The following is a 20,670-nucleotide window of genomic DNA, read 5'->3' on the forward strand; positions in this document are numbered from 1 at the left end:
ACGATGCCGGTCGCGCGAACTCCTGTCAACGTTCACCTTTATTACCTGTCTGTTTAATGTTACACTCATGAGTTCGGAGGACGATCCGACGGGTCAGAACGAGGGCGGACAGTCAGGACAGGGCGGTCAGACCGGGGGACAGACAGGCGGGCAACCCGGGCAGGCCGGTGGGCAACCGGGACAGACCGGGAGTCAATCCGGGCAGGCCGGTGGGCAACCGGGGCAGGGCCAACCCGGCCAGGGCGGACAGGCCCAGCCCGGACAGGGGCGAGCACAGCAGGTCCAGACCGGGCCGAGCGCGACCGACGTGCTAAGTCGGCCGGCCGGCCAGTCGGTCATCAAGTACGTGGTCGGAATCTTCGCCATCGTCGGCGTGGGCATCGGTCTCACCGCCATCCTCGCCGATTCGCTTCTCGGTGGCGGGGGCGCGACCAGCGCCGCGAGCTTCATCAGCCTCGGTATCACGCTGATGGCGTTCGGCGTCGCGATCTTCGGCGGGAGCATCCTGGCGGCAGTCGTCGGGCTCCAGGACTTCCTCCAGATCGGCGAGGTCGACACCCAGACGTACGTCCTCGCGTTCGTCAGCAACGCCGCGGGCTTTCTCGTGATGGGGATTCTGGTGGCGATTTTCATCTCCATCGGCGCTGGCGGTGGCGGCGGCGGTGGCGGCGGTGGCGGTCTCGGTGACTTCATCGTCGGCTCCATCGTCATGGCGATCCCCGCCGGACTCGTCGGCGCCGGCGTCACCCGACTCCGCGACTGGCAGCCCGGTATCGCCAAGAACTGATCGACCGCCGAATTCTCCGTTATCGACCGAACGCCGACAGCGACGCGTCCGTCCGATCCGCGAGGTAGTTCTCGATGTCGCCGCGACGCCAGCCCAGCGGTGCGCAGACGCTCGCTGCGGCCCGGACGAGCCGGTCGGCGTAGAACTCGGCGTCGTAGTCGGCCGGCGACTCGCGTGCCAGACGGACCCGCTCGCGGGAGTTACGCCCGTCGTCCGTGACGACGTAGCGCACGCGCTGGCCGGGCTCGCGGTCGAGTCCAGCGTCGGCGAGCCGATCCAGCGCGGCGACGGAGCGAGTTCGCTGGTCGTAGTCTTCCCGCCCCTTCGAGACGCGCTTCTCGACGATCAGATCCGCGGGGTCGACCGCGCCAGCTCGGAGGGTCTGCAGTTGGCCGGCGAGCCGATCACAGACCGATTCGGGGTCGCGGTGCGCGTCGAACGTCCGGATCAACTCGCGCTGGCAGTCCGCGACGAACGGCGGCGTGCTGTCCTGCCGGCACTCGATCCCGCGGTAGGTGTAGGGATCGTCGGAGGGGTCGGCGACGCTCCCGAAGTACTTCGTCAGCGCGCCGGCGTCGCTGTCGGCCCGGGGCACGAACGCGATCCAGTCGTAGGCCGCCTCGTACTCCAGCGGGACGCGAGCCTGCTCGGTGATCCGCTCGGCCAGCTCGTCGAGGGGCGTCCGCTCGCGGTCGGGCACGTCCGGCGCGGCGGTCACCCAGAGACTGTCGACGATGCCGTGGAGCACGCGCCAGCCACCGGCTTCGAGTTCGGCCTTCGCGTCCAGCAGGATCTCGCGGGCGTAGGCGTTGATCGCCTCGTGGCACTCGATCCGGCCGAACTTGGCGTTGGAGAAGCCCTGGTAGCCGAACGAGGAGACGAGAATCCACTTGATCGCCTCGATGCGTCGGTCGAGTGCACGCCGGCGCTCGGGGTCGTCGGTCGCCGCCCGCTCGCGTTTCATCGCCCGCCGATCCGTCACGAGCGGGTCGAGCACGTCAGGGAGGTAGCCCCGGTCGTCACAGACGCTGTAGCCCAGCCCGGGCACGTCCGCGCGGTCGTGACAGTCACAGCGGACCGTCTCCGGACTCAGGTTGTACTCGATCATGATCGACGGGTAGAGGCTCCCGAAGTCGAGTTCGTGGACGTCCTCGTGGACGCCGACCGCGGGTTCGAGGGTGTGGCCGCCGCGGTCGGCGTCGGCGAGCGTGCGGGCGGACTTGAACCGCTCGTGGCGGTACGAGCGCCAGGGCACCAGCACGCCCCGGTCGCGGGCCTCGCGGATCTGGATGGCCGTCAGCACGTTGCCGATGGAGGCCCAGGCGAGTTCCTGCAGGGGTTTCCATGATCGCTCGATCAGGTCGAGACAGCCGTCCAGCCCGGCCTGCCGGTAGAAGAAGGTGTTCGAGCGGTCGACGACCGCCCGACCCGGGACGGTGTAGCGAGCAGGCGAGTGGTGGACCTGCCCGTAGCTCTCGTAGGTCGATGCCCCGGCCAGCCGCTTCCAGCCCGGCCGACGCCCCAGTTGCAGGCGCTGGCCAGCCGTCGCCGCCGCCTCGTACAGCGTCGGGATCGTCGCGCCCGCGTCGAGGACCAGCACGTCGGGGTCGGTCTCGGCCACGGTATCGGCGACCCGAGCCACCAGTTCACCGGTATTTCCCTCGAAGGTATCACCGTCGACGGTCACCGAATCGAGCGGCTCGCCGTTGCGGGCCGCCTCGGTCGTTCCGAGTTCGAGCGTCCGCAACTCGCGGTCGGGGACCGGCGACAGACCCCGGTCCAGACAGTACCGAAAGCCCGGCGTGAGGTCGACGCCGTAGCAACGGTACTCGCCGGGCCGGCCGAGGTCGGTGAGTGTCGTCGCCACGGGTCGTATTCGGTCCACCCGGTCGACGGTGACCCGGAGGACGGGTTCGGGGTCGGCGCGCCACTCGCGACGGCGGCGCTCGACGGTCGCGCCCCGCACGTCGACCATGTCGGCGACCGTTTCGCGGACGGCCGCGACGGGACCGCTCTCGCGGGTGACCCACACCGTCGGCGCGTAGTCGGTGTCCCGGGTCGCCGCCGCGCCGTCGTCGGTACACTCCCAGACCACGGGGTCGCCGTCGCCGGACCGCGTCCGGCTGCCAGCGGCGCTTCGTGCCTCGCTGTCCTCGAAGTCGACGGTCAGGGTCATTCGTCGCCCGCGCCCGGCCAGGGGCGCTCGATCACGGTCTGGCAGGCGTCGACCTGGCGCTCGCCGTCGCCCTCGGCGCCCTCCAGCGCGGCGATCCGCTCCTCGAGGGCGGCGATTTCGGCCTGCTGTTCCAGCGCCACCGACAGCAGGACAGGGACGATGGGCGAGTCGTGGTTCAGGTAGCCACAGGCGTCGGCGTGAGCGCGAGCGTGCTCGAACAGCCGGTCGAAGTGTGGCTCGTCGCGTCGCCGGAGCGCGCGCCGGTAGTCGCTCCAGTCGGCGCGCAGTCGCTCCAGCCGGTCCCGGAAAGTCGGGTTAGTACGCCCCATCGGCGGTCACCTCCGCTGGGCTGGGGCGGTCGTCGTGACCGCTCTCGCTTCCGGCGGCCGGCGCTCGGGCGGCCAGCACGCGCCGCCAGAACGCGAGCGTCGTCTGGACGATCCCGTCGCCCTGCGGGTAGACCTGCGTCTCGAAGTCGTCGGTGACGAACCGCGGCCCCTGTGCCGTCTGCCGGCACTCCACGGTGCGGTCGGCGGCCGCCGCGAGGGGTTCGCCGAGGCCCCCGGGGTCGGTCCGGGTCACCAGCACCGGGACCCCGTGGTCGCGGGCGACCCGGGAGACGGTGGCGAGGCTCCGGAGCAGGAGGTCCCGACCCCGGGACACGTCGTCGGCGCGGTAGGGCGCGTCCATCGCCGGCAGGACGACCAGCGCGGTGTCGTCGGTCACCACGTCGGGCAGTCGGCGCACCAGCGCGACGTGCTGATGCGCGGTGAATCCCCGGGCGATCCGGATGCGGTCGAGCGCCCGCGGGTCCGGGGCCAGCCGGGCCAGCCGGTCGATACGAGCGTACCCGCGGCTGTCGACCCAGCGGACCTGCCCGCCGTCGCCGAGCGCGTGGTCGAGGACGAGCGCACGGAGCGGTTCGCCGGCCCGCTGGCCGTCGGTCGCGAGCAACTGGACGCCGGGGTCGAGCGTCGGGAGTTCGGGGAGTCGAGTGCGATCCATACCCGGACCGAGTGGGGCCATCCAGAAGGGCGCTGGCGCGTCGTTTCCGGAATTTCCGGAAAACGCAGTTCGGGCACGAGCGAGAAACTCACGGCTCCGAACGGCTGGTTTCGGGGATTTCCAGAAGGGTTGTCACGGGTCCGGGTCGCCGTCGCGGTCGCCGGTGGCTCAGGCGTGTTTGGCCGCGAGTACGTCGACCTCTTCGATCTGCGGGTCTTCGGCGAGCAGGTCGTCGGCCTGCTCCATCAGCGCGGCGGCGATCTCGCCGTCGAGGTGGGCCTGCCGGCCGTCCTCGTCGGGGAACGTGTCGAAGATGCCGAACGTCGACTCGCCCATCCGGAGGGCGAACCAGGTCGTCGTGTCGGGTTCGTCCTCGGCCATCGGGAGCGCCGACTCCAGGAACTCCTGGACCTCGGATTCCTTGCCGTCCTTGGCTTCGAGTCGTGCCAGCAACGCGTACTCGGAGTCGCTCATGGGAGCGCGTTCTAGTTGGCCGAGAGCGGAATAAACCTGTTCGTGGCGGAAAACCGGTCGGTCGCGGCGGCGTCAGCCCTCGTCGGCCGTGGGTTCGACGACCCGGTACCGGCGGTCGCGGCTCGTCCCCTCGGCGGCCAGCAGGTCGTACTGGACCATCTTCCCGAGGTAGTTCCTGACGGTCCGGTCGGTCTTGGGGTCGTCCACGGCCTCGCGGTAGCGCCGGTACAGCGTCGAGGGGTCGATCCGGCCAGCGTCCTCGACGATCTCGTAGACGGCCCGCTGGTGAGGTGTGAGAGTGTCGAGCGTGCGCCGGTGGACCGCCGACCGGCCGGCCGGGACCGCTTCCGTCACGATCTCGTCGGTGATCGTCGCGGCCGTCGTCCGCTGGGCGCGCCGGGCGGCGCTCCGGAGGATACTGATGGCCACACGGGCGTCCCCCGCGGCGGCGTCGGCGATGTCGCGCAACTGATCGGTCGTCACGGCCCCCTCGGTCAGCCCCCAGCGGGCACGCGCCTGCAGGATGGACGTGAGCTGGTCGATTCCGTAGCGGTCGAAGCCGATCCGCTCGCTCCCCCGGAGGCGACTGCGCAGTCGGTCGTCGGCCCCGGCGAACAGGTCCGCCTCGCGGTTGGCGATCAACACCAGCGAGAAGGCAGACAGCGCGTGCAGGTCGTAGAGTACGTCCGCCGACTCCAGCTGGTCGGCCTCGTCCAGCACGACCACACAGGGCGGGCCGTCGTACTGCCGGAGCCGTTCGAGGAGTTCGTCGTGGGGCGTCGACTGCCGGTGGATGTCGACGGTCTTGCCCAGCCCTTCGAGGACGCGATAGAGCGCGCGAAAGCGCGAGTAGTTCTGCCAGCAGTTGACGTACTGGGAGGCCACGTCCAGGTGCTGTTCGCGCAACTGCTCGACGGTGTAGCGGGCCACGCAGGTCTTGCCCACCCCCGACGGACCGGTGATGATGGCCGGCCCCGCGGGCTCGCCCCGCGTCACCGGTTCGAGGACCTGTGACAGGTGTGTCACCTCGCCGTCCCGGTGTTCGAGTTCGTGCGGGACGAACTCCGCACGCAACACTCGGGCGTCCTCGATCATGTCAGCACCCTGTGGTGCCAGCGGCTTAACTGGTGGCGTGTCGCTTCCGGAATTTCCAGACGGGTTCACACACCGGTCACGCCTCGCTCAGAGGACCGCGTCCTCGTCGACATCGCCGGGATCGGCTGCGACTAGTTGCCCCTCGACGGCGCGAGCCTCGATCAGTACGTCCTCCACGTCGCCGAGGTGGACGGGCGCGCGCTCGTGATAGGCCCGCTCGTCGACGCCGTCGGCGACAGCTGAGGGGCCGGCGACGAGGACGTCCTCGGTGTCGTCGGCGGTCACCGCCGGGACGCGTGCGTCGGACTCGATGCGGACGTCCTCTGCGTGTTCGACCCGAACTGAATCCCCGTGGCTGACGCCGCCCCGGACGTACACGTCGTCGACGGCATCGAGAACGACGGCGTCGGTGACGGCGGTGAACACGTCGTCGATGGTGTCCTCGATCACGAGGTCGCCGTCGACCGCGCCGCGTGTGATCAGCACGTCCTCGCAGGTCTCGATCCGGGTGTCGTCACCCCCGGAGACGACACAGTCGCGGTACGGGTCCGCGAGATCGTCGTTCGAGTCGGTCAGGTACACGTCCCCGACGGACTCGATGCGACACTCGCCGGCGACGGCGCGGCGCTCGACGGACACGTCCTCGGGGTTCGAGATGACCAGATCGTCCGCGTCCTCGACCACCACGTCTTCGACGTCTTCGTACGAATCACTCCCCAGCCCGAACATACCCGTCCAATGACACCCGACTCACCTAACCCTTCGGGGTGTCGTCGTCGAACGGGCTGCCGGCGTGTTCCGGCACGTCGCCGGGCCGCGTGACGAGGTTCTCCCGCCCGATCCGGATCTTGCGGACCTGTTCGTCCTCGGCCATCGCCGAGAGGACGCGGCTCACTTTCGATTTCGACCAGCCGGTCCGCTCGACGATCTCGGACTGGGGGAGCCGCCCGCCGTGTTCGTCCAGCAGGCGGCGGACTCGCCAGGCGTCGGGATGTGCCGGCGCGTCAGCCTCGTCGGTCTCGGCGGACTCCGTGGTCGTCCGCGTTCGGACCGTCGCGAAAACCAGCACACCGGCCAGGAGGACGACCACGAGCAGGCCGCCGACCAGCAGTGTCGGACGGGCGGACGCGACCGTCAGCACCGGGGCCACACCGGCGACGGCGGGCGACCGCCGAACGCAACCCGAGACCGCACCTGTACGGAGACTCGCGTCTGCGTCCGTGCGAGGGAATGACCGGAACATCGGGGCCGACTGGTAGCACACCGGCCGCGAACATAGGCGTCCTTGCGGGAAGCCCACCGGGCAGGTACGGCTTCCGGTGGAAACCGGTGCCGGACGGTTTCACTCGAACGGTAACTCCACGTCCTCGGCCTGCCGGAGGTTCTTCAGGTCCGTCACCGTCGAGCGAATCGTCATCCGGGACACGTCGGCCAGGTCGGCCGCCCGGGTCTGGGTCACCTCGACGCCGTGGTCGTAGGCCGCCTTGTAGAGGCAGGCGGCCGCGACGCCGCTTGGATTCTTCCCGCCCAGACGACCGGTCTCGACGAGCAGGACGGCGTACTCCCGCGCCCGGCTCTCCACGTCGGCCTCCAGGTCCAGTTCCGAGGCGTACCGGGGCAGGTAGTCCGTCGGGTCGATGGGGCCGACGGGCAGGCCGAGTTCGCGGTTCAGGGCGTCGTAGGCGGCCTTGAGTTCGCTCCGGTCGGCGCGGGCGATATCGACGATCTCGTCCATCGTCCGGGCGATGGAGTTGGTCCGGCAGGTCGCGTACACGCCCGCCGCCGCGAACCCTTCGAGCGAGCGACCACAGAGCAGGTCCTCGGACTGGGCGGACTCGAACAGCGAACACGCCTGCTCGCGGATCGCCGTCGGCAGTCCCAGGACCGACACGATCCGCCTGATCTCGGTGAACGCGTACAGCCGGTTGCGCTCCCGTTTCGAGGAGAGTCGTGCCCGGTTGTGCTGGCGGCGCATCCGGACGAGCTGGCGCTGTCGCCGGCCCGAGACCTCGGCTCCCGTGCCGTACCCGATCTCCGTCGACAGCCCCTTGTCGTGGCGCGCTCGCGTCAACGGCGCGCCGGTCCGGCGCTCGTCGTTCTCCTCGTCAAGCGAGCGCCACTCCGGTCCGCGGTCGATCGCGTCCTCGTCGACGACTAGCCCACAGTCGTCACAGACTGTCTCCGTGCCCGTACGCCGTACCGATCCGCCACACTCGGTGCAGGAAACACCGTCGTTTACACCACCCATTTGTAGTCCACCGAATCGCGACATATCCATAGCGGGAGATTTGAAGTATAAACGTTACTACTTGTTCTGAGAGTAGAATATCAGCCTCGGTTTAATAAAGCGTGTATAACCGGGTGACACGCCGTAGTTAAGCCAGTGTATATCGGCCTTCACTGCCTGAGATAGCCGTCTCCAGCCGGAGGTTCTCGACCACCGATACCGACCGGAAGTCTCGCGGAGACGCGATCATCATGTCACAATTCGACAATTATCGCGGTGGGCGTACTGCCGCACTCAAATCGGCCGTCGTTTCGATGCGGATATTTTTACCATCGGTCGCGGTCCCGTCGACCGTCGTCGTTCGAATCGTTCCGGGTCCGTCCCTGGGATCCCTGCCCCGGTGTCGGGTCCCGGCACCCGCTGGCTGCTCGACCGAGGTGGCCCGCGAGCAACGCATCGGTTTCGGCAGGTGGGTCGGCGACCCGTGACCGAGTCGGTGGGGCCCTCGGTCAACGGCGTGTCTTCGACGGTTCCCCGGTTGGCCATCGACAGCGACGTATCGCCACTGAGCGCTTCCCGTGTCGATTCCGCCGGAGAGATGGTCGGGGCTTCCGGACCGATTCGGGCGAGCGTCCCCCTTGCGCCCGACGTTCGGATCACGATCCCCCGGCGTTTATTTTACGCCGCTCCGCAGCGAGCAGTAGCATGACAGACCAGCGACAGTGGAGCCGCCGCCGTTGGCTCGCGGCCGCCAGCAGTACCGCCACGCTCGCCCTCGCAGGCTGCTCCAGTTCCGACGATGGCGACGGCACTGGTCCCGGTGACGACGCCAGCACCCCCGCCGGGAACGACGGCAACGGCGACACGTCCAATTCCGACGGTGATACGAACGAGCAGTCCTTCGAGGGGCCGGTGACCGCCGACGGCGAGTGGCCGGTCACACACTACGACGCTGCCAATACACGGTCGACGACTGCCAGCGGTCCACCCGTCGCCGTGCAGGAACGGTGGTCAGCGGAGATTACCGGCGAGTGGGCCGACGCGCCCCTCGTCGTCGGTGAATCGGTGTACGTCGCTACCGACGAGGGTAGTTGCTACGCTCACGACCTGCTCTCGGGCGAACAACGGTGGGTGCACGATCTGAGTCCCGAAACCATATTCAGCCTCGCAGCGGGCGAAGACAGGGTCTACATCGGCTGGGGTGGCGGGATAACCGCTGTCACGCCCGACAATACCGTCACCTGGGAACGCTCACTCGGAGAGTTCGTCCTCGATCTGCTCGTCGCCGACGGAACCGTCTACGCCAGAGGTCAGGAGCGACTGTTCGCCCGCGATGTCGAGACCGGTGATGAGGTCTGGACGACGACCGTTCCGGACGGACTCAGTAATCTGGCGGTCGCCGACGGATCGGTGTTCATGAAGGACCGGGAGCAGTTCAAGGCCTACGATGCCGGAACTGGTGATCGGCAATGGGCCGTCGAACACGCCGGAGCGCTCGGTGACGCTGGCGTCGCGATCGCAGACGGCACCGCCTACTTCATGGCCGACGGCAACATCGAAGCCCGCTCGATCGACGACGGTGCGCTCGAATGGCGGTGGAGCGACGGCACCGCCGAGGAGACCGTCCCGGCGGTTGCCGACGGTGTCGTCTACGCCCAGTCACTGGGCAAAGGTGGCCCGTACCGTATCGACGGCACGACGGGCGACAACCTTGGGACGATCGAGGTCGACGGCTACACCGGCCATCCGGCCGTCGCCAGCGGCACGGTCTACTTCTCGATGTTCCCGGATCTTGACGCCGATACACGATTGTACGCGGTCGACGCCGACTCTCTCGATGTCCGCTGGCAAACGACGATGACCGGTGGAACTGGAAGCACACCCGTTGTACTCGAAGATCTGCTCCTCTACCCGCGCGGGTCCGGTTTGGCGGTCCTCGAACCGGCCTGAGCGACTGCCGTCAGTTATCCAGGATACTGGACGACGGCCGTATCCGGCGGCCACTCACGACCGGCCGCCTCACTCGTCGACGTATTTTTCGCCGACACCTGCGCCGTATGTCTGTTCGACGATCTTTCCCGTCTCGGTGTCTAGCCGAAACTCCATTTTCATCCCCATCCGCGGTTCGATCCAGAGCCCGAACTCCTCGCCATCCGACTCCAGGTGCCAGTCGGCCTCCGTTTCCCGCTCCCAGAGTTTCGTCCCGTCCGGCTCGAACCCGTACATCATCGAGTCCGACGTGCGGAAGATGATCTTCCCGTCGTACCACTCCGGTGGCCCCACTTCCGCCGGGGCGAACGAGACGGTCCGATCCTCGAACCGGAACGCCGTCTCCGGCCAGTCCGCGAGTATCTCCCCCGTCTCGGGGTCGATCTCGTAGAAGTGGCCGGGCTTTGATCGCAAGATCACGCGCGAACCCAGCAGATACGACCGCTGGTAGTACTGTTCGGTCTCCGGGTCACGCAGTTGCTCCACCGTCCACGCGTGGGTGCAATCAGGGTCGATCCCGACGACGTTTCGGTCCTCTGGAACCTCGATATCCGGCCCATCGATCTCGTTTGGCTCCGGATAGACCAGCACGAGTAGCATATCGTCGAGCGTCTCCAGCAGTTTGCATCGTCGTGGAAGCGTTATCGCTCTGTCGGCACTCCTGATTTCACCCTCGTTTTCAACCGCCAGCTCTCGCCCGGCTACTGTCACGGTCCACATACTCGAAAATAACAGGCGCTCCGTTGAGTGTCCGTTGTTTAGAATCCGGCACCCAGAGCACGCAACAGTCGCTTCCTTACCCACAGGGGCCGTCCGAAGCGAGGTTGTCGCCCTGATCCGCATCCTCGAACGTATCTCTCAATTCGTCGGGGTTGTCCGCGAACTCCTCGATTTCCCCGAGTGGTACCCACTGATCCGAGTCGATTCCAGCCAGGTTTTCCCGAATCTCGAACTGTTTGATCCCGCCGTCGAGCCGCGGCTCGCTATCGGGATTGATCTCCCGGACCCGCTCGTTGATCAGCGGTTCGTACAGACGGGCATCGAAGCTACCGAGCGTACTGACACGGATCTCGTATTCTTCGGTAGATGGAACGACGAACTTCGCCAGGCAGTCGTATCGCCCCCAGCCGTATCGGTCCGGGTCGTAGGTATCGATGTCGACGGTCCTGTTGTCCCAGAGGCCAAAGCTGTTGATGATCCCGTGTTCGTCTTTCCCGGCGACGGCGTGGTACCTCGCGACCCAACTTCCACTTGGGCCGTAGTTGGAGCTGTTATCGTAGACCCGATAAAATGCAGCAGCATCCTCCGTCTCGAAGTCGAACGCGATCCCGGGCTCTTCGTGGGCTGGAACCGTATAGAAGCCGTCGTCGTCACTACTCGCGCTCCACGGCGCAGTGTGGTCGTCGTTGGCTTCGTAGGCCGTCATGAACTCCTGAATGTCGTGCTTTTCGTCGAGTGGCCCGCCTTGATCGTCGACGACGAAGCTGAGCGTCTCGATGACGTGGTCGAGCCGGATGGTCTCGGTTTCGATCACGTCTTCCCAGCTCTCGTGGACCTGCTCGTCGTCACTTCCGAGGAACTCCGCATACTGTATTTTGTACGGGTCCAGACGGAGGCGACAGTACGTTCGCCAGACCTTGTCGTCGATATCTTCTGCATCGTCGTACCGGTTCTCGGGCTGGCCGTTCAGTTCCTCGTACAGGTCCTCGGCGTCACAGCCAGCTTCCCCACCGCCCTCGTAGTCGATGTCGCCGTCGGAGCTCAACTCGACACCACCGGCCGCGACTTCGACGCCGTCGCTGTCGTACTCGAACTCGGCGTCACTATCGCCCGGGAGCCAGCCGCTATCGATGGTTATCGACCCGCCTCTGGTGCAATCATCCCCCTGGTGTGCCTTGCTCGGCCGGAAGCCCGGGCCCGTGTAGTCCCACGTCTTCGAGCATTTCTTTTTGACGACCCCGGTCGCTCTGATTCGGTCGCCGACGCCCATGTTCCCTTTCCCGGGCATGACCGTCCCACCAGGGACCGGAATGACAACGAGCGTGTTACTCTCGAAGGTGATCGGATCGACCGTCCCGGCCCGTCGGTCGCGTCCAGCAATTTCGACCGTAACCGGTTGCTTTTGGCGTACATACGTCGTCCCGCCAGTGCTGGACGGATCGCCCTTGTTCGCACTCACTGCGAATCGGGCATACTCACCCTGGACGTTGACCTGCCAGGCGTCCACCGACAGGTACCAGAACGTCGGCCACGGGATGATCGGCAGCCCCGGATACGCGATCAGATCGTGGTTCCGGACCGCCATGGACGAGTGCATCGTGTCCATTGGCTCGGTCAGGTTGGCGTACCCGGGCCGCACCGCCGGGACCGTCGCCCGCGTCAGCGGCGATTTCGTCAGGTAGGTCGGCGATCCGTGGACGGAATACGTGATATCCTCTGTCAGCGGCGTGTCTTCGACCGTCCCCCGGTTGGCCATCGACAACGACGTGTCGCCGCTGAGCGCCTCCTGTGCGAAGCCGAGTCCTTTGTTGAGAACGTCGATTCCACCCGAGAGCCCGTCCATCGCGCCGCCGAGCGCGTCGGTGATCTCGTTGTCGGCCTTGTTGCGGGCCTCGTTCCGGGTGCTGTTGATCTCGTCGATCCAGTGGCGCATCCGGTTGACGTAGATCCGCCGCGCCTCGATTTTCGCCTTCCGCCGTGCGCTGCTGTAATCGCTCGTCGGCGTCCGGTCGTGATGGACCAGCGCCCGCTGGTCGATGTTGTTCTTGAGTTGCTCGAAGGGGCCTTTCCCCGTCGCCATGCCGATCCGTGAGAAGCTCGCGTTACTGACCTCCGATTTGACGACGCTCCGGAAGTTCTCGATGTCGCTCTCGATGGACCCTTCGAGGCCGCTGGGCGGGCTGAGGTCGTGTGTCTTCTGTGACCCGTCGAGGCTGACCGCGCCGACCACTTCGTCCCTGACCTCCGATGCCGAGGTAGTGGAACCGAGATCGGTCCCGGCGGCACCGCCCACGTCACCTTCGAGCGAACTCTCTCCGTCGTCCGCGATGTGGGCCGAGACAGCCTTGTCCAGCGCGGCCTTGAAGTTGCTGTCGGAGCCGTAATCGCTGTCGACGCCGTTGCGGAGGACGCCGGTTCCCGTGCTGTGTTTCCCGTCGATCTCGACGTCGAAGCTGACAGTTCCCGACGACGTGTCGGACCCGGACCCGGAGAACGGTGCATTGCTGTCGTTTTTCTCGTCGTGCGAGCTACAGGAGAAGTCGACCGAGGTCTCGACCGTCACGTCGGCGTCGACGCCGAACCGAACGATCGGCTTCTTACTCCCGTCGGCGTCGGTGTCCCAGACGTCGTTCCGCGTCGCACTGACGCTGTCGACGCTGTCGATCGAGTAGTCGGTGCTGTCGGCGCTACAGCCGCCGAGGTCGTCGTCGTCCGGACTGCTCACGCTCGGGATGGAGATACTCGAGCTCTCGTCGGTCGTCTCCGCCCACGATTTGACCTCGTAGGTGCGGTCGATCGCGGTCTCGATACGCCCGTCACCCATGTCCTCTGGCAACTCTTCCTCGATGTCGGGCATCTTGTCTTTGCCCTTCACCTCGTCGATGATGTCTGGTTTCGCCAGCCATCTGTCACCGCTCATTCCACCGCCGGTCATGTCCTCGTAGGCCGCTTCCGCGAAGCGGTCGATGGCAACTTCGTGTTCGGTAGAGACGCCCGTCGATGGCCCGAAGAGGGCGTTGATCCGACGGTCGACGAACTCACCGGGTGTGGGGATCTCCGGAAGGTTCCCGTTGGCGTCGCCGAACATCGCCTTGGCACCCTGACAGAAGGTGCTGGCTGAGAGCGGCCCGGGAATGCCAGAGATGCTACTCGAAATCTTGTCGGAAGCTCGTCCGCCACCCAGATCCTCGACAATCTTCGCACCCATACAGGCCCACTGGCCTTTCATCGTCCGGGCTGCGTACGGATCGGTCGCGTCGAACGTCTTCTTTTGAATGCCGAATATCGCGTCGTTGGCCAGCACTTCCGAGTGTTTGTTCTTGTTGATCCGCTCGAACACGTCAGCCCCCGTGGATCCACTGGGTGAGGGCGGCAGTGGCGAGCCAAACACTCGCTCGTAGTACGCCTTCGCGTAGGCCATCGGATACAGGCGTGCGGCGAACTGCTGGCCGAAGCCGTCGAGGTTCGTCGGGTTGAGGTCGCCCTCGAAGAATCCGCGCTGGAGCCGGTTCTCGTACTCGGTGACCTTCTCGTCCAGCGCGAACGTCGTCGAACTCACCGTCACCGCGATGGTCTCGGTCCGGCTGGCGACCTGCGAGCCGTTCTCGCGGACGGTCACGTCGATCCCGCTGATCTCGGCGGTGACCTTCCCGGCCGCCAGCGACCCGGACTCGTGACCCACGGTCAGGTCGACCCGGTCGATGGCGTCCTCGATACTCGACTCGGTGTAGTCCACCCGCGGCAGCGACAGGTCGGTCCGCATCTTCGTATCCACCCGCTGGCCGGAGTCCCGGAGCGCCGCTGCCGTTTCGAGGTAGATCCGCAACTTCACGTACTCCTCGAACGTGTCACCACCGCTGTCGGCGATGGCGTTCCCGACCGGCGTGTCCGCGGTCGTCGTCAGCGGTTCGGCCGCCGCGTCCTTCATCGCCGTCCTGACGGCGTCTTTGATCGCCGTCTGGGAGGTCGAGACCGCCCGATCCATCGCCAGCGACGGGTCGGTGTCGGGCTGGGGTTCCGGCCGGGTCTGGAGCGTCCCGACGACGGCGACGCTGCTGATCAGTACGATGACGCCGATCACGGCGAACGGGACCCGCGCTCTCTCGTCCGATGCAATCGAGACGGTGTGGTCTCTGCGTGTCATGTTACCAGGTCTTGACGATGATCTGCACGTCGCCGGTCGCCACGTCAGCGCCGAGTTCGTCGGCGGTCACGTCGTCGTCGTATTTTTCGTCCATGTCCGCGGCGACGATCCGCGTGAGCTGGTCGGTGAGCTGTGCGTTGGCCGCCCGGGCGTCGGCCCCGTTGCGGCTGATGACCGTCGCGTCGCCGAAGTAGACGTTCGCCGCGTCCCGGTACTCGAAGTCGTCGGTCGCGGCCTCGGATGCCTCGATGGCCGTCGCCATCCGCAGGTACCGGTACTTCCCCAGCGCACGGTTGAACCCCTGCCGTTCGAGCAGGAGTTGCATCTCCGTCGGCGGGTACAGGCCCCGAACGACCGCGGCGGCGATCGGTCTGGCCGCCCCCTCGAAGCCGTTCAGTCGGTAGCCGCGTTCCACAGTTCCGGACCCGACCGACGGCACGTCGCTCGTGACCCGGAGGACGGCCGTGTTGACCGAGGCGTCACGGGGCGGTCGGTCACCGGCCGAGGCGATTCCCTCGATGGAGGACTCGGGATACGGCCGCCAGACGGCCTCGACGTAGACGCTCTGGTTCGCCCCGAGGAACGTGTTCAGGACCTTCGTCTCGACGGCGGGCTCGAAGTTCTGGCCTTCCTTGGTCAGCCGCGTGCCGTCGATCTCGACGTTGGCCACCGCCGCTTCCGCGAGCAAGCCGGCGGCCGACCCTTGACTGACTCGCCTGAACGACTCGTCAGCGAAGTCCGTCGCGACGTTCTCCCCGTCCCACTCGGACTGGGACGTGACCGGTTCGATGGAGTACTCGACCGACATCGAGGTGGCCGCTAGCGTCTCGGCGGTCTGGTCGGCCGCCACCGCGTCGGGCGTCGTCGCCTCGCCGTCCCCGTCCAGCGACGTGGCGATCAACACGACGCTGGCACTGATCAACAGCAGCGCCAGCGACACGTCCATCACCGTGCTGATCGCGCGCGTTCGCCGTCCGGAGGGCCCATGCGACACGTCGGTCACCCCCGCACCGAAAGCTCGGCAGCGACGCGATGCGGTCCAGAGAAGAGCGCAGACCGAAACGAAGTCAGTGGGAACATGCCGCCTTTGCTCCGGTTATGCTACTTAAACTTTGACTGGACAGGCCGGTCTCACGTCCAGACGGACACGACGAGCCGGCCGCCCTCCACGTCACCGGGAGACTCGCGGACCGGCACCGGCCGGGTCGCGTTGTTCGCGGCGTCGGGCACGCCGTCCGACGGGGTGTCGCCGGCCGGCGAACTGTCGGACGCGAAGTAGTGGGAGTCGACCACCTCGGTCCGGCCGTCGTCGCCGACCCGCGTCACCGCGACGTAGACGTTGTATCCCTCCGGGAGGTCGGTCGCCTCGTTGCTCCCGGTACTCCCGGCGACCAGGACGGTCTCGATGTCGGTACTCTCGTCGAACACGCCGTTGGTCTGGATCTCGTTCCAGACCCGATCCTGGGTCGCGCCCTCGACGTGTCGGTCGCTGTTGCCGGGCAACACGTCCGAGAGGTAGCCGCCGTACAGCGCCAGTCCCAGCGCCATGACCGAGACGGCCACCAGCGCGGCGAGCGGTTCGGTCTGGCCCCGGTCACCCGTCGACGAGCGTGACACTGACACCCCTCCATTCGACCTTCCGCACGCGGAGTTGTCCGTTGGCGGTCCACCAGTCCGGCTCGTCGTTTCTCGCTTCGTCGTTCATCTCGTCTCTGGCATGCTGGATGTCGGCCCGGAACGCGGCCCTCGGGCTCGGCGAGGCACCCGAGTAAACCGCCGCGGGCGAGGCTCCGTGGAGGACCTCGTCAAGTTTCTCGTCGGCGTCGTGGCGGACGAAGACCATCCGCCCGAACGCGATGCTCGCCTCGGCACTGCCGCCGCCGTCGTTTTCCAGTCGGACGCGTTTCGTCCCGACCCAGAGCCGGTCGGCGTCGTGCTCGTAGCTCGCGCTGGCGTTCTGCGTGCTGGCGGCCACCCGGTCGATGGTGTTCGCCGCCGCGTTGGCGTCCGGCGGGGCCGCCGACGGAAGCCCCAGTGCCACACCGGCCATGGCGACACTGACCAACGCGACGCCGAGAAACACGTACCAGGCGTCCGCTGGCGCCTCGAAGTCCATACCTCCCTTGGCCCCGTGATCGTATTTAAACCGAAGCGATAGTCAGCGAGTTGTCATGACTTACATGATCGAGCCGACGATGTAGAGCGTCATCGCGTAGATGGGGACGGCGAACACGAGCGACTGGCCGATCTTGTACCCGACCAGCGAGCGGTCCAGGCCGTGCCGGAGGCCGATGGACAGCGCCGTCAGGATGAAACACAGCGTGATGACGTAGACGCCGACGACGATGCCCAGCGGTTCGACCGGCATCGGTTCCACGTCGGCGGCCGCCGCGCCCTCGCCGACCATCCCGCCGGCCAGTCCGACGGTGGCGCCGCCGACCATCGGGCCGAAAAACGACGCCGTGTGTTCGAGCGTGTTCGTCACCGTCGCCAGCGCCCGCTTGGTCTCGCCCTCGACCTCCTGGAGTTCTTCGAGGTGGTCGGCCATCGAGACGATGGCCCGGCCCGCGGGCTGGCCCTCGTCGGCGGCGATGGAGAGCAGGGAGGCGGTCCCCTCCGCACGCGGGCTCGGGATGTCCTCGAGCGCCCCGTAGTCGCCGAGGAACGCCTCGTGGACGCTCGTTCGGAGTCGGCGCTGGATGCCCGCCGCGTCCGCGAAGACCTCGCCGGTCTCCTCGGGCACCCGGTCACCGGCGTGGGCGATGGCCGACTCGACGGCCTCGTCCTCGTCGACCTGCCGCCCGACGAGATAGAGCGCGTCGACGAGGTGTTCCTCCACGTCCCGGACGTAGTCCCGAACGTCCTTGATCGGCTGGTAGGCCGCGAGCAGGAAGGCCCCGAGTCCGAGCCCGATACCGACGATAGAGGCCAGGTGGCTCACCGGGCCGAGGACGGACGCGACCGGGGCGAGCAGTGGGATACTCCCGACCAGCCCGGCGAAGTGGAGCAGGCCGAAGGCGAACCCACCGATCCCGAGGCCGATCAGGAGCGGTTTGGTCACCCGGTCGGGCACGTCCGGGTGAGCGCGGGTGACCTGCGGCGGCGGGAACGCGACCGGTCGCCGGGTGAGCAACCACGCGCTGGCCGCCAGCAGGATCAGCGGCAGGGTGAGGTTGTAGAGGACGACGAACACCCAGATGGAGACGGGATAGCCCGCGAGCGTGGCCGCCGGGATCAGCGCGACCAGCGCCATCGGGAGCATGACGCCGAAGGCGTACAGCGCCGTCGTCGGCCCCTGGATCGCGGAGGTGAACTCCGCCATCTGGTTGCGGGTCCCGTCGAGAATCGCGCTGAGCGCCCGGTCCAGCGTCCGCCCGCGCTCGCCCTCCGGCGCGTCCTGTGCGGTCACGAGCAGGGCGGCCGACCGCCGGATCGCCGGGAACTCCTCGGCCCACTCGTCGGCGAAGGAAGTCAGCCCGGTCCGGGGCGTCCCGATGGAGCGGTCGATGTGCGCCGAGAGGCTCTCGGCCAGCGGCCCCCGGCCCGTCTCGGCGGCGAACCGGACGGCGTTCTCGGTAGCGGGCTGGATCTGCATCCGCAGGACCGCCCGCCCGATCAGGTTCGGCGTGTCACCCAGCGCCCGCGTCCGCCGGAGGTCGGCCAGCACGTGCGGCGCGGAGTGGACCCCGTGGATGACCCCCAGCGGGAGCGAGAGCATCAGAAAACCGACGGCGAGCAGGGGCAGCGGCGACATGATCAGGGGCACGAGCGCGAACAGCGAGAGCATCCCCGCGCCGTACCCCGCCCGCACCACCGTCTCCGCGCGGTACTCGGACTGGAGAAAGGACAGCGAGTCGGCCAGCTCGTCGCTGGTCCCGACCTCGTAGGGGTAGAGGCTCGCCAGCCCGTGGACGATAGTCGAGAGTTCGACGATGGGGTCGCGGGACCGCTCGGCCCGCCGCTGGCGACGGCGCTCGCGCCGGGACGCGGCCCCCGAGGCGCCGGCGGCGTCTGCCTCCTGTCCCGTCAGTAGACCCTGGACGCGGCTGCCGAGGCCGTCCTCGTCGGACTCGTCGGCGTCGGCCGCCGTCGGCGAACTCATGCGTCCTCCCGGCCCGCGTAGGCCGCCGCCACCTCCCGGGGGCTCGTCCGGCCGTCGTCGGCCAGTTCCGCGAGCAACCGACTCCGCCGGTCGATGGCCGCCCTGATGTCGGCGTAGGTCTCGCCCGGCCCGGTCAGCCGGTCGATAAAGCGGCTCTCACCGCGGTCGATCCGGCCCGTCGACCGGGCCTGGTCGCCCTCGATCTCGTACAGCGGCTCGAACCAGATGTCCTCGCCGCTGACCATCACCTCCTCGATGCGGGCCAGTCGGCGTTTCCGCCCCTGTGGCGTCCGGTAGGCCTGCACCGTCACCACGAGGTCGGTCGCGCCGAACGACGACGGCGGGACACCGAGGTCCGAGACGACCCGCTCGTACACCTCGTCGGCCCCGTCGCCGTGGATCGTCCCCAGCACCGCGTTGGCGTTGGCCCCGACCCGCATCGCCTCGTAGAGGACCTGTGCCTCCTCGCCGCGGATCTCGCCGACCACCAGCGCCCCGTCACCCAGGCGCAGGGCCGTCCGCAGGGCGTCGGTCGCGGTGATCTCGGGACCCTCGCCGGTCCCGGTCCGCAGGGCCTGCACGTCCCGGTCCACCGACTGGAGCGGTTTCACTGGTAACTCGGGCGTGTCCTCGATGACGACAGTTCTGGTGTCCGGCGTCAACTCGTACAGCAGGGTGCCCAGCAGTGTCGTCTTCCCGGCCCCGCGGGTCCCGGCGATCAGCGCCGCGGCGTTGCGCTCGATGGCGACCGAGAGAAACGCCGCGACCTCCGCGGACATCGTGTCGTTGGCCACCAGCGACGGGAGCGTGAACTGGTCGTCGGCCTGCTCCCGGAATGCGAAGGCGACGCCCTCCGCGACCGGGTCGGTGATCCCGGCGATCCGGAGGTCGATCCCGTTGTCCAGTCCCGCGGTCGCGTCGACGGTCGGACTCGCCCGGGAGAACGCGCGGCCGCTGGTCCGCCGGATGCGCGAGGCCAGCGCCTCCGCGCCGCTTTCCGTCATGTGGACGTTCGTCGTCATCGACTGCCCGTCGACGACGACCCTGACGGGATTGGAGGAGACCGGCGAGGTGACGTACACGTCGGTCACGCGGTCGTCGGCGAACAGGTCTTCGAGGACGCCGTAGCCGCTCGTGTGTTTCGCCAGGATCGCGGTCAGGAGCGGGTCGACCGCGTCGTCGGTGACGTGTTCGATGGCCCGCGAGGCCGCCCGCTCGCCGTCGACGAGGCCGTTGGCGATGGCCTCGTAGGCGTCGAGCAGGATCTCGCGTTCCGCCGGGGACAGCGTCAGGTCGACGGGATCGAGCGCGTACAGCGGCACGCTGTCGGCCCGCCGGTAGATTCGGGCCTCGCTGCCCGTCGACAGCGACGTGACGCCTTCCAGCCGGGCGTCCTCGGTGACCTCCTGATCGACGTAGTAGTCCGCGATCCGCAGGCCCACGTCCGGGGCCAGCGCGTCGTAGTCCGGGATGGTCGCCGCGGCGTCGAGCAGTCCCGACTCGACGCCCACGTCCGCGACGGGGCCGACCCGCGTCTCCAGTTCCGCGGCCACGTCGAGCGGATCGGTCGCCGCGGCGTCGGCCAGGCGCTCGTCGCGGTCGCCCAGCAGGTCGACGAACCGGCCGGCCGCCGACAACAGCGCGACGGTGGCGTCGTCGTAGCGGTACTCCCGGCCGTTCGATTCGACGACGATGCCCCCGGCGTCCCGGTCGACGAGTCGCTCGACCACGGCCTCCCGGCAGACCGTCGACTGCGAGAGGTCGCCGTCGCAGTCCGTCGCGTCGACCGCTAACAGTCGGTCCTCGAACTGCATCCGGCAGGAACACGTCTGGTCCGGCCCGTCGGACCCCAGTCCGAACAGCCCCCCGAGTCCCGCGTCGGAAAGCAGCGACTCGATGGAGAAACCGGACGCGTTCTGTGACATGCCGTGAGTGGCCGCGTGATCCGGTT

The 20,670-nt window shown here is 67.7% G+C and carries 17 protein-coding genes; 2 read left to right on the forward strand and 15 right to left on the reverse strand.

From position 1 onward, the window contains the following. Nucleotides 1-67: 67 nt before the first annotated feature. Complete coding sequence (locus tag ACOZ4N_RS10660) at nt 68-787, forward strand: hypothetical protein (RefSeq protein ID WP_424019906.1); 720 nt, start codon at nt 68-70, stop codon at nt 785-787. A gap of 19 nt (nt 788-806) precedes the next feature. Here ACOZ4N_RS10660 and ACOZ4N_RS10665 read toward each other — a convergent pair whose 3' ends face one another. The 8 genes from ACOZ4N_RS10665 to ACOZ4N_RS10700 all read right to left on the reverse strand — a co-directional run bounded on the left by ACOZ4N_RS10665 (nt 807) and on the right by ACOZ4N_RS10700 (nt 7,785). Further along, entirely contained in the window at nt 807-2,963 is a 2,157-nt protein-coding gene (locus tag ACOZ4N_RS10665; protein ID WP_424019907.1) for a type B DNA-directed DNA polymerase, read from the reverse strand. Then, complete coding sequence (locus tag ACOZ4N_RS10670; RefSeq protein ID WP_424019908.1) at nt 2,960-3,292, reverse strand: hypothetical protein; 333 nt, start codon at nt 3,290-3,292, stop codon at nt 2,960-2,962. The genes ACOZ4N_RS10665 and ACOZ4N_RS10670 overlap by 4 nt, the downstream gene beginning before the upstream one ends. Beyond that, nucleotides 3,279-3,968, reverse strand: coding sequence for a hypothetical protein (locus ACOZ4N_RS10675; protein ID WP_424019909.1), 690 nt, complete (start codon nt 3,966-3,968; stop codon nt 3,279-3,281). Before ACOZ4N_RS10675 ends, ACOZ4N_RS10670 begins: the two co-directional genes overlap by 14 nt. Before the next feature lie 168 nt (nt 3,969-4,136). Then, a complete protein-coding gene (locus tag ACOZ4N_RS10680) occupies nt 4,137-4,442 on the reverse strand; it encodes a putative quinol monooxygenase (RefSeq protein WP_424019910.1) in 306 nt (101 codons plus the stop codon). A gap of 72 nt (nt 4,443-4,514) precedes the next feature. Then, nucleotides 4,515-5,537 carry a Cdc6/Cdc18 family protein gene (locus tag ACOZ4N_RS10685; protein WP_424019911.1) on the reverse strand — a complete coding sequence of 341 codons (1,023 nt, stop codon included), beginning with the start codon at nt 5,535-5,537 and terminating at the stop codon, nt 4,515-4,517. 87 nt (nt 5,538-5,624) lie between these two features. Further along, a complete protein-coding gene (locus tag ACOZ4N_RS10690) occupies nt 5,625-6,266 on the reverse strand; it encodes a hypothetical protein (protein WP_424019912.1) in 642 nt (213 codons plus the stop codon). Nucleotides 6,267-6,291: 25 nt separating this feature from the next. Further along, on the reverse strand, nt 6,292-6,687 hold the full coding sequence (locus tag ACOZ4N_RS10695; RefSeq protein WP_424019913.1) for a helix-turn-helix transcriptional regulator: 396 nt from the start codon (nt 6,685-6,687) through the stop codon (nt 6,292-6,294). Nucleotides 6,688-6,879: 192 nt separating this feature from the next. Beyond that, nucleotides 6,880-7,785 (reverse strand): transcription initiation factor IIB, encoded by a 906-nt coding sequence (locus ACOZ4N_RS10700; protein ID WP_424019914.1) that lies wholly within the window; start codon nt 7,783-7,785, stop codon nt 6,880-6,882. Between the two features lie 684 nt (nt 7,786-8,469). On the opposite strand from ACOZ4N_RS10700, the gene ACOZ4N_RS10705 reads away from it, so the two are divergent. Continuing rightward, nucleotides 8,470-9,714 carry a PQQ-binding-like beta-propeller repeat protein gene (locus ACOZ4N_RS10705; RefSeq protein ID WP_424019915.1) on the forward strand — a complete coding sequence of 415 codons (1,245 nt, stop codon included), beginning with the start codon at nt 8,470-8,472 and terminating at the stop codon, nt 9,712-9,714. A gap of 69 nt (nt 9,715-9,783) precedes the next feature. Here the strand turns inward: ACOZ4N_RS10705 and ACOZ4N_RS10710 are convergent, their stop codons facing one another. From ACOZ4N_RS10710 to ACOZ4N_RS10740, 7 genes are all read right to left on the reverse strand, one after another. Then, nucleotides 9,784-10,353, reverse strand: coding sequence for a hypothetical protein (locus tag ACOZ4N_RS10710; protein ID WP_424019916.1), 570 nt, complete (start codon nt 10,351-10,353; stop codon nt 9,784-9,786). A gap of 196 nt (nt 10,354-10,549) precedes the next feature. Then, on the reverse strand, nt 10,550-14,617 hold the full coding sequence (locus ACOZ4N_RS10715) for a DUF7286 family protein (RefSeq protein WP_424019917.1): 4,068 nt from the start codon (nt 14,615-14,617) through the stop codon (nt 10,550-10,552). A gap of 1 nt (nt 14,618) precedes the next feature. After that, on the reverse strand, nt 14,619-15,563 hold the full coding sequence (locus tag ACOZ4N_RS10720) for a DUF7284 family protein (RefSeq protein WP_424019918.1): 945 nt from the start codon (nt 15,561-15,563) through the stop codon (nt 14,619-14,621). Nucleotides 15,564-15,748: 185 nt separating this feature from the next. After that, a complete protein-coding gene (locus ACOZ4N_RS10725; RefSeq protein WP_424019919.1) occupies nt 15,749-16,234 on the reverse strand; it encodes a DUF7285 family protein in 486 nt (161 codons plus the stop codon). After that, nucleotides 16,212-16,733, reverse strand: a complete 522-nt coding sequence (locus tag ACOZ4N_RS10730) for a DUF7283 family protein (protein WP_424019920.1) — start codon at nt 16,731-16,733, stop codon at nt 16,212-16,214. Before ACOZ4N_RS10730 ends, ACOZ4N_RS10725 begins: the two co-directional genes overlap by 23 nt. Nucleotides 16,734-16,793: 60 nt before the next feature. After that, on the reverse strand, nt 16,794-18,719 hold the full coding sequence (locus ACOZ4N_RS10735; protein ID WP_424019921.1) for a secretion system protein: 1,926 nt from the start codon (nt 18,717-18,719) through the stop codon (nt 16,794-16,796). Further along, nucleotides 18,716-20,644: an ATPase, T2SS/T4P/T4SS family gene (locus tag ACOZ4N_RS10740; RefSeq protein WP_424019922.1), complete on the reverse strand. Its 1,929-nt coding sequence runs from the start codon at nt 20,642-20,644 to the stop codon at nt 18,716-18,718. The genes ACOZ4N_RS10735 and ACOZ4N_RS10740 overlap by 4 nt, the downstream gene beginning before the upstream one ends. Nucleotides 20,645-20,670 lie beyond the last annotated feature (26 nt).

Origin of the sequence: Halorientalis pallida (assembly GCF_049605515.1) — an archaeon.
Classification (GTDB): domain Archaea; phylum Halobacteriota; class Halobacteria; order Halobacteriales; family Haloarculaceae; genus Halorientalis; species Halorientalis pallida_A.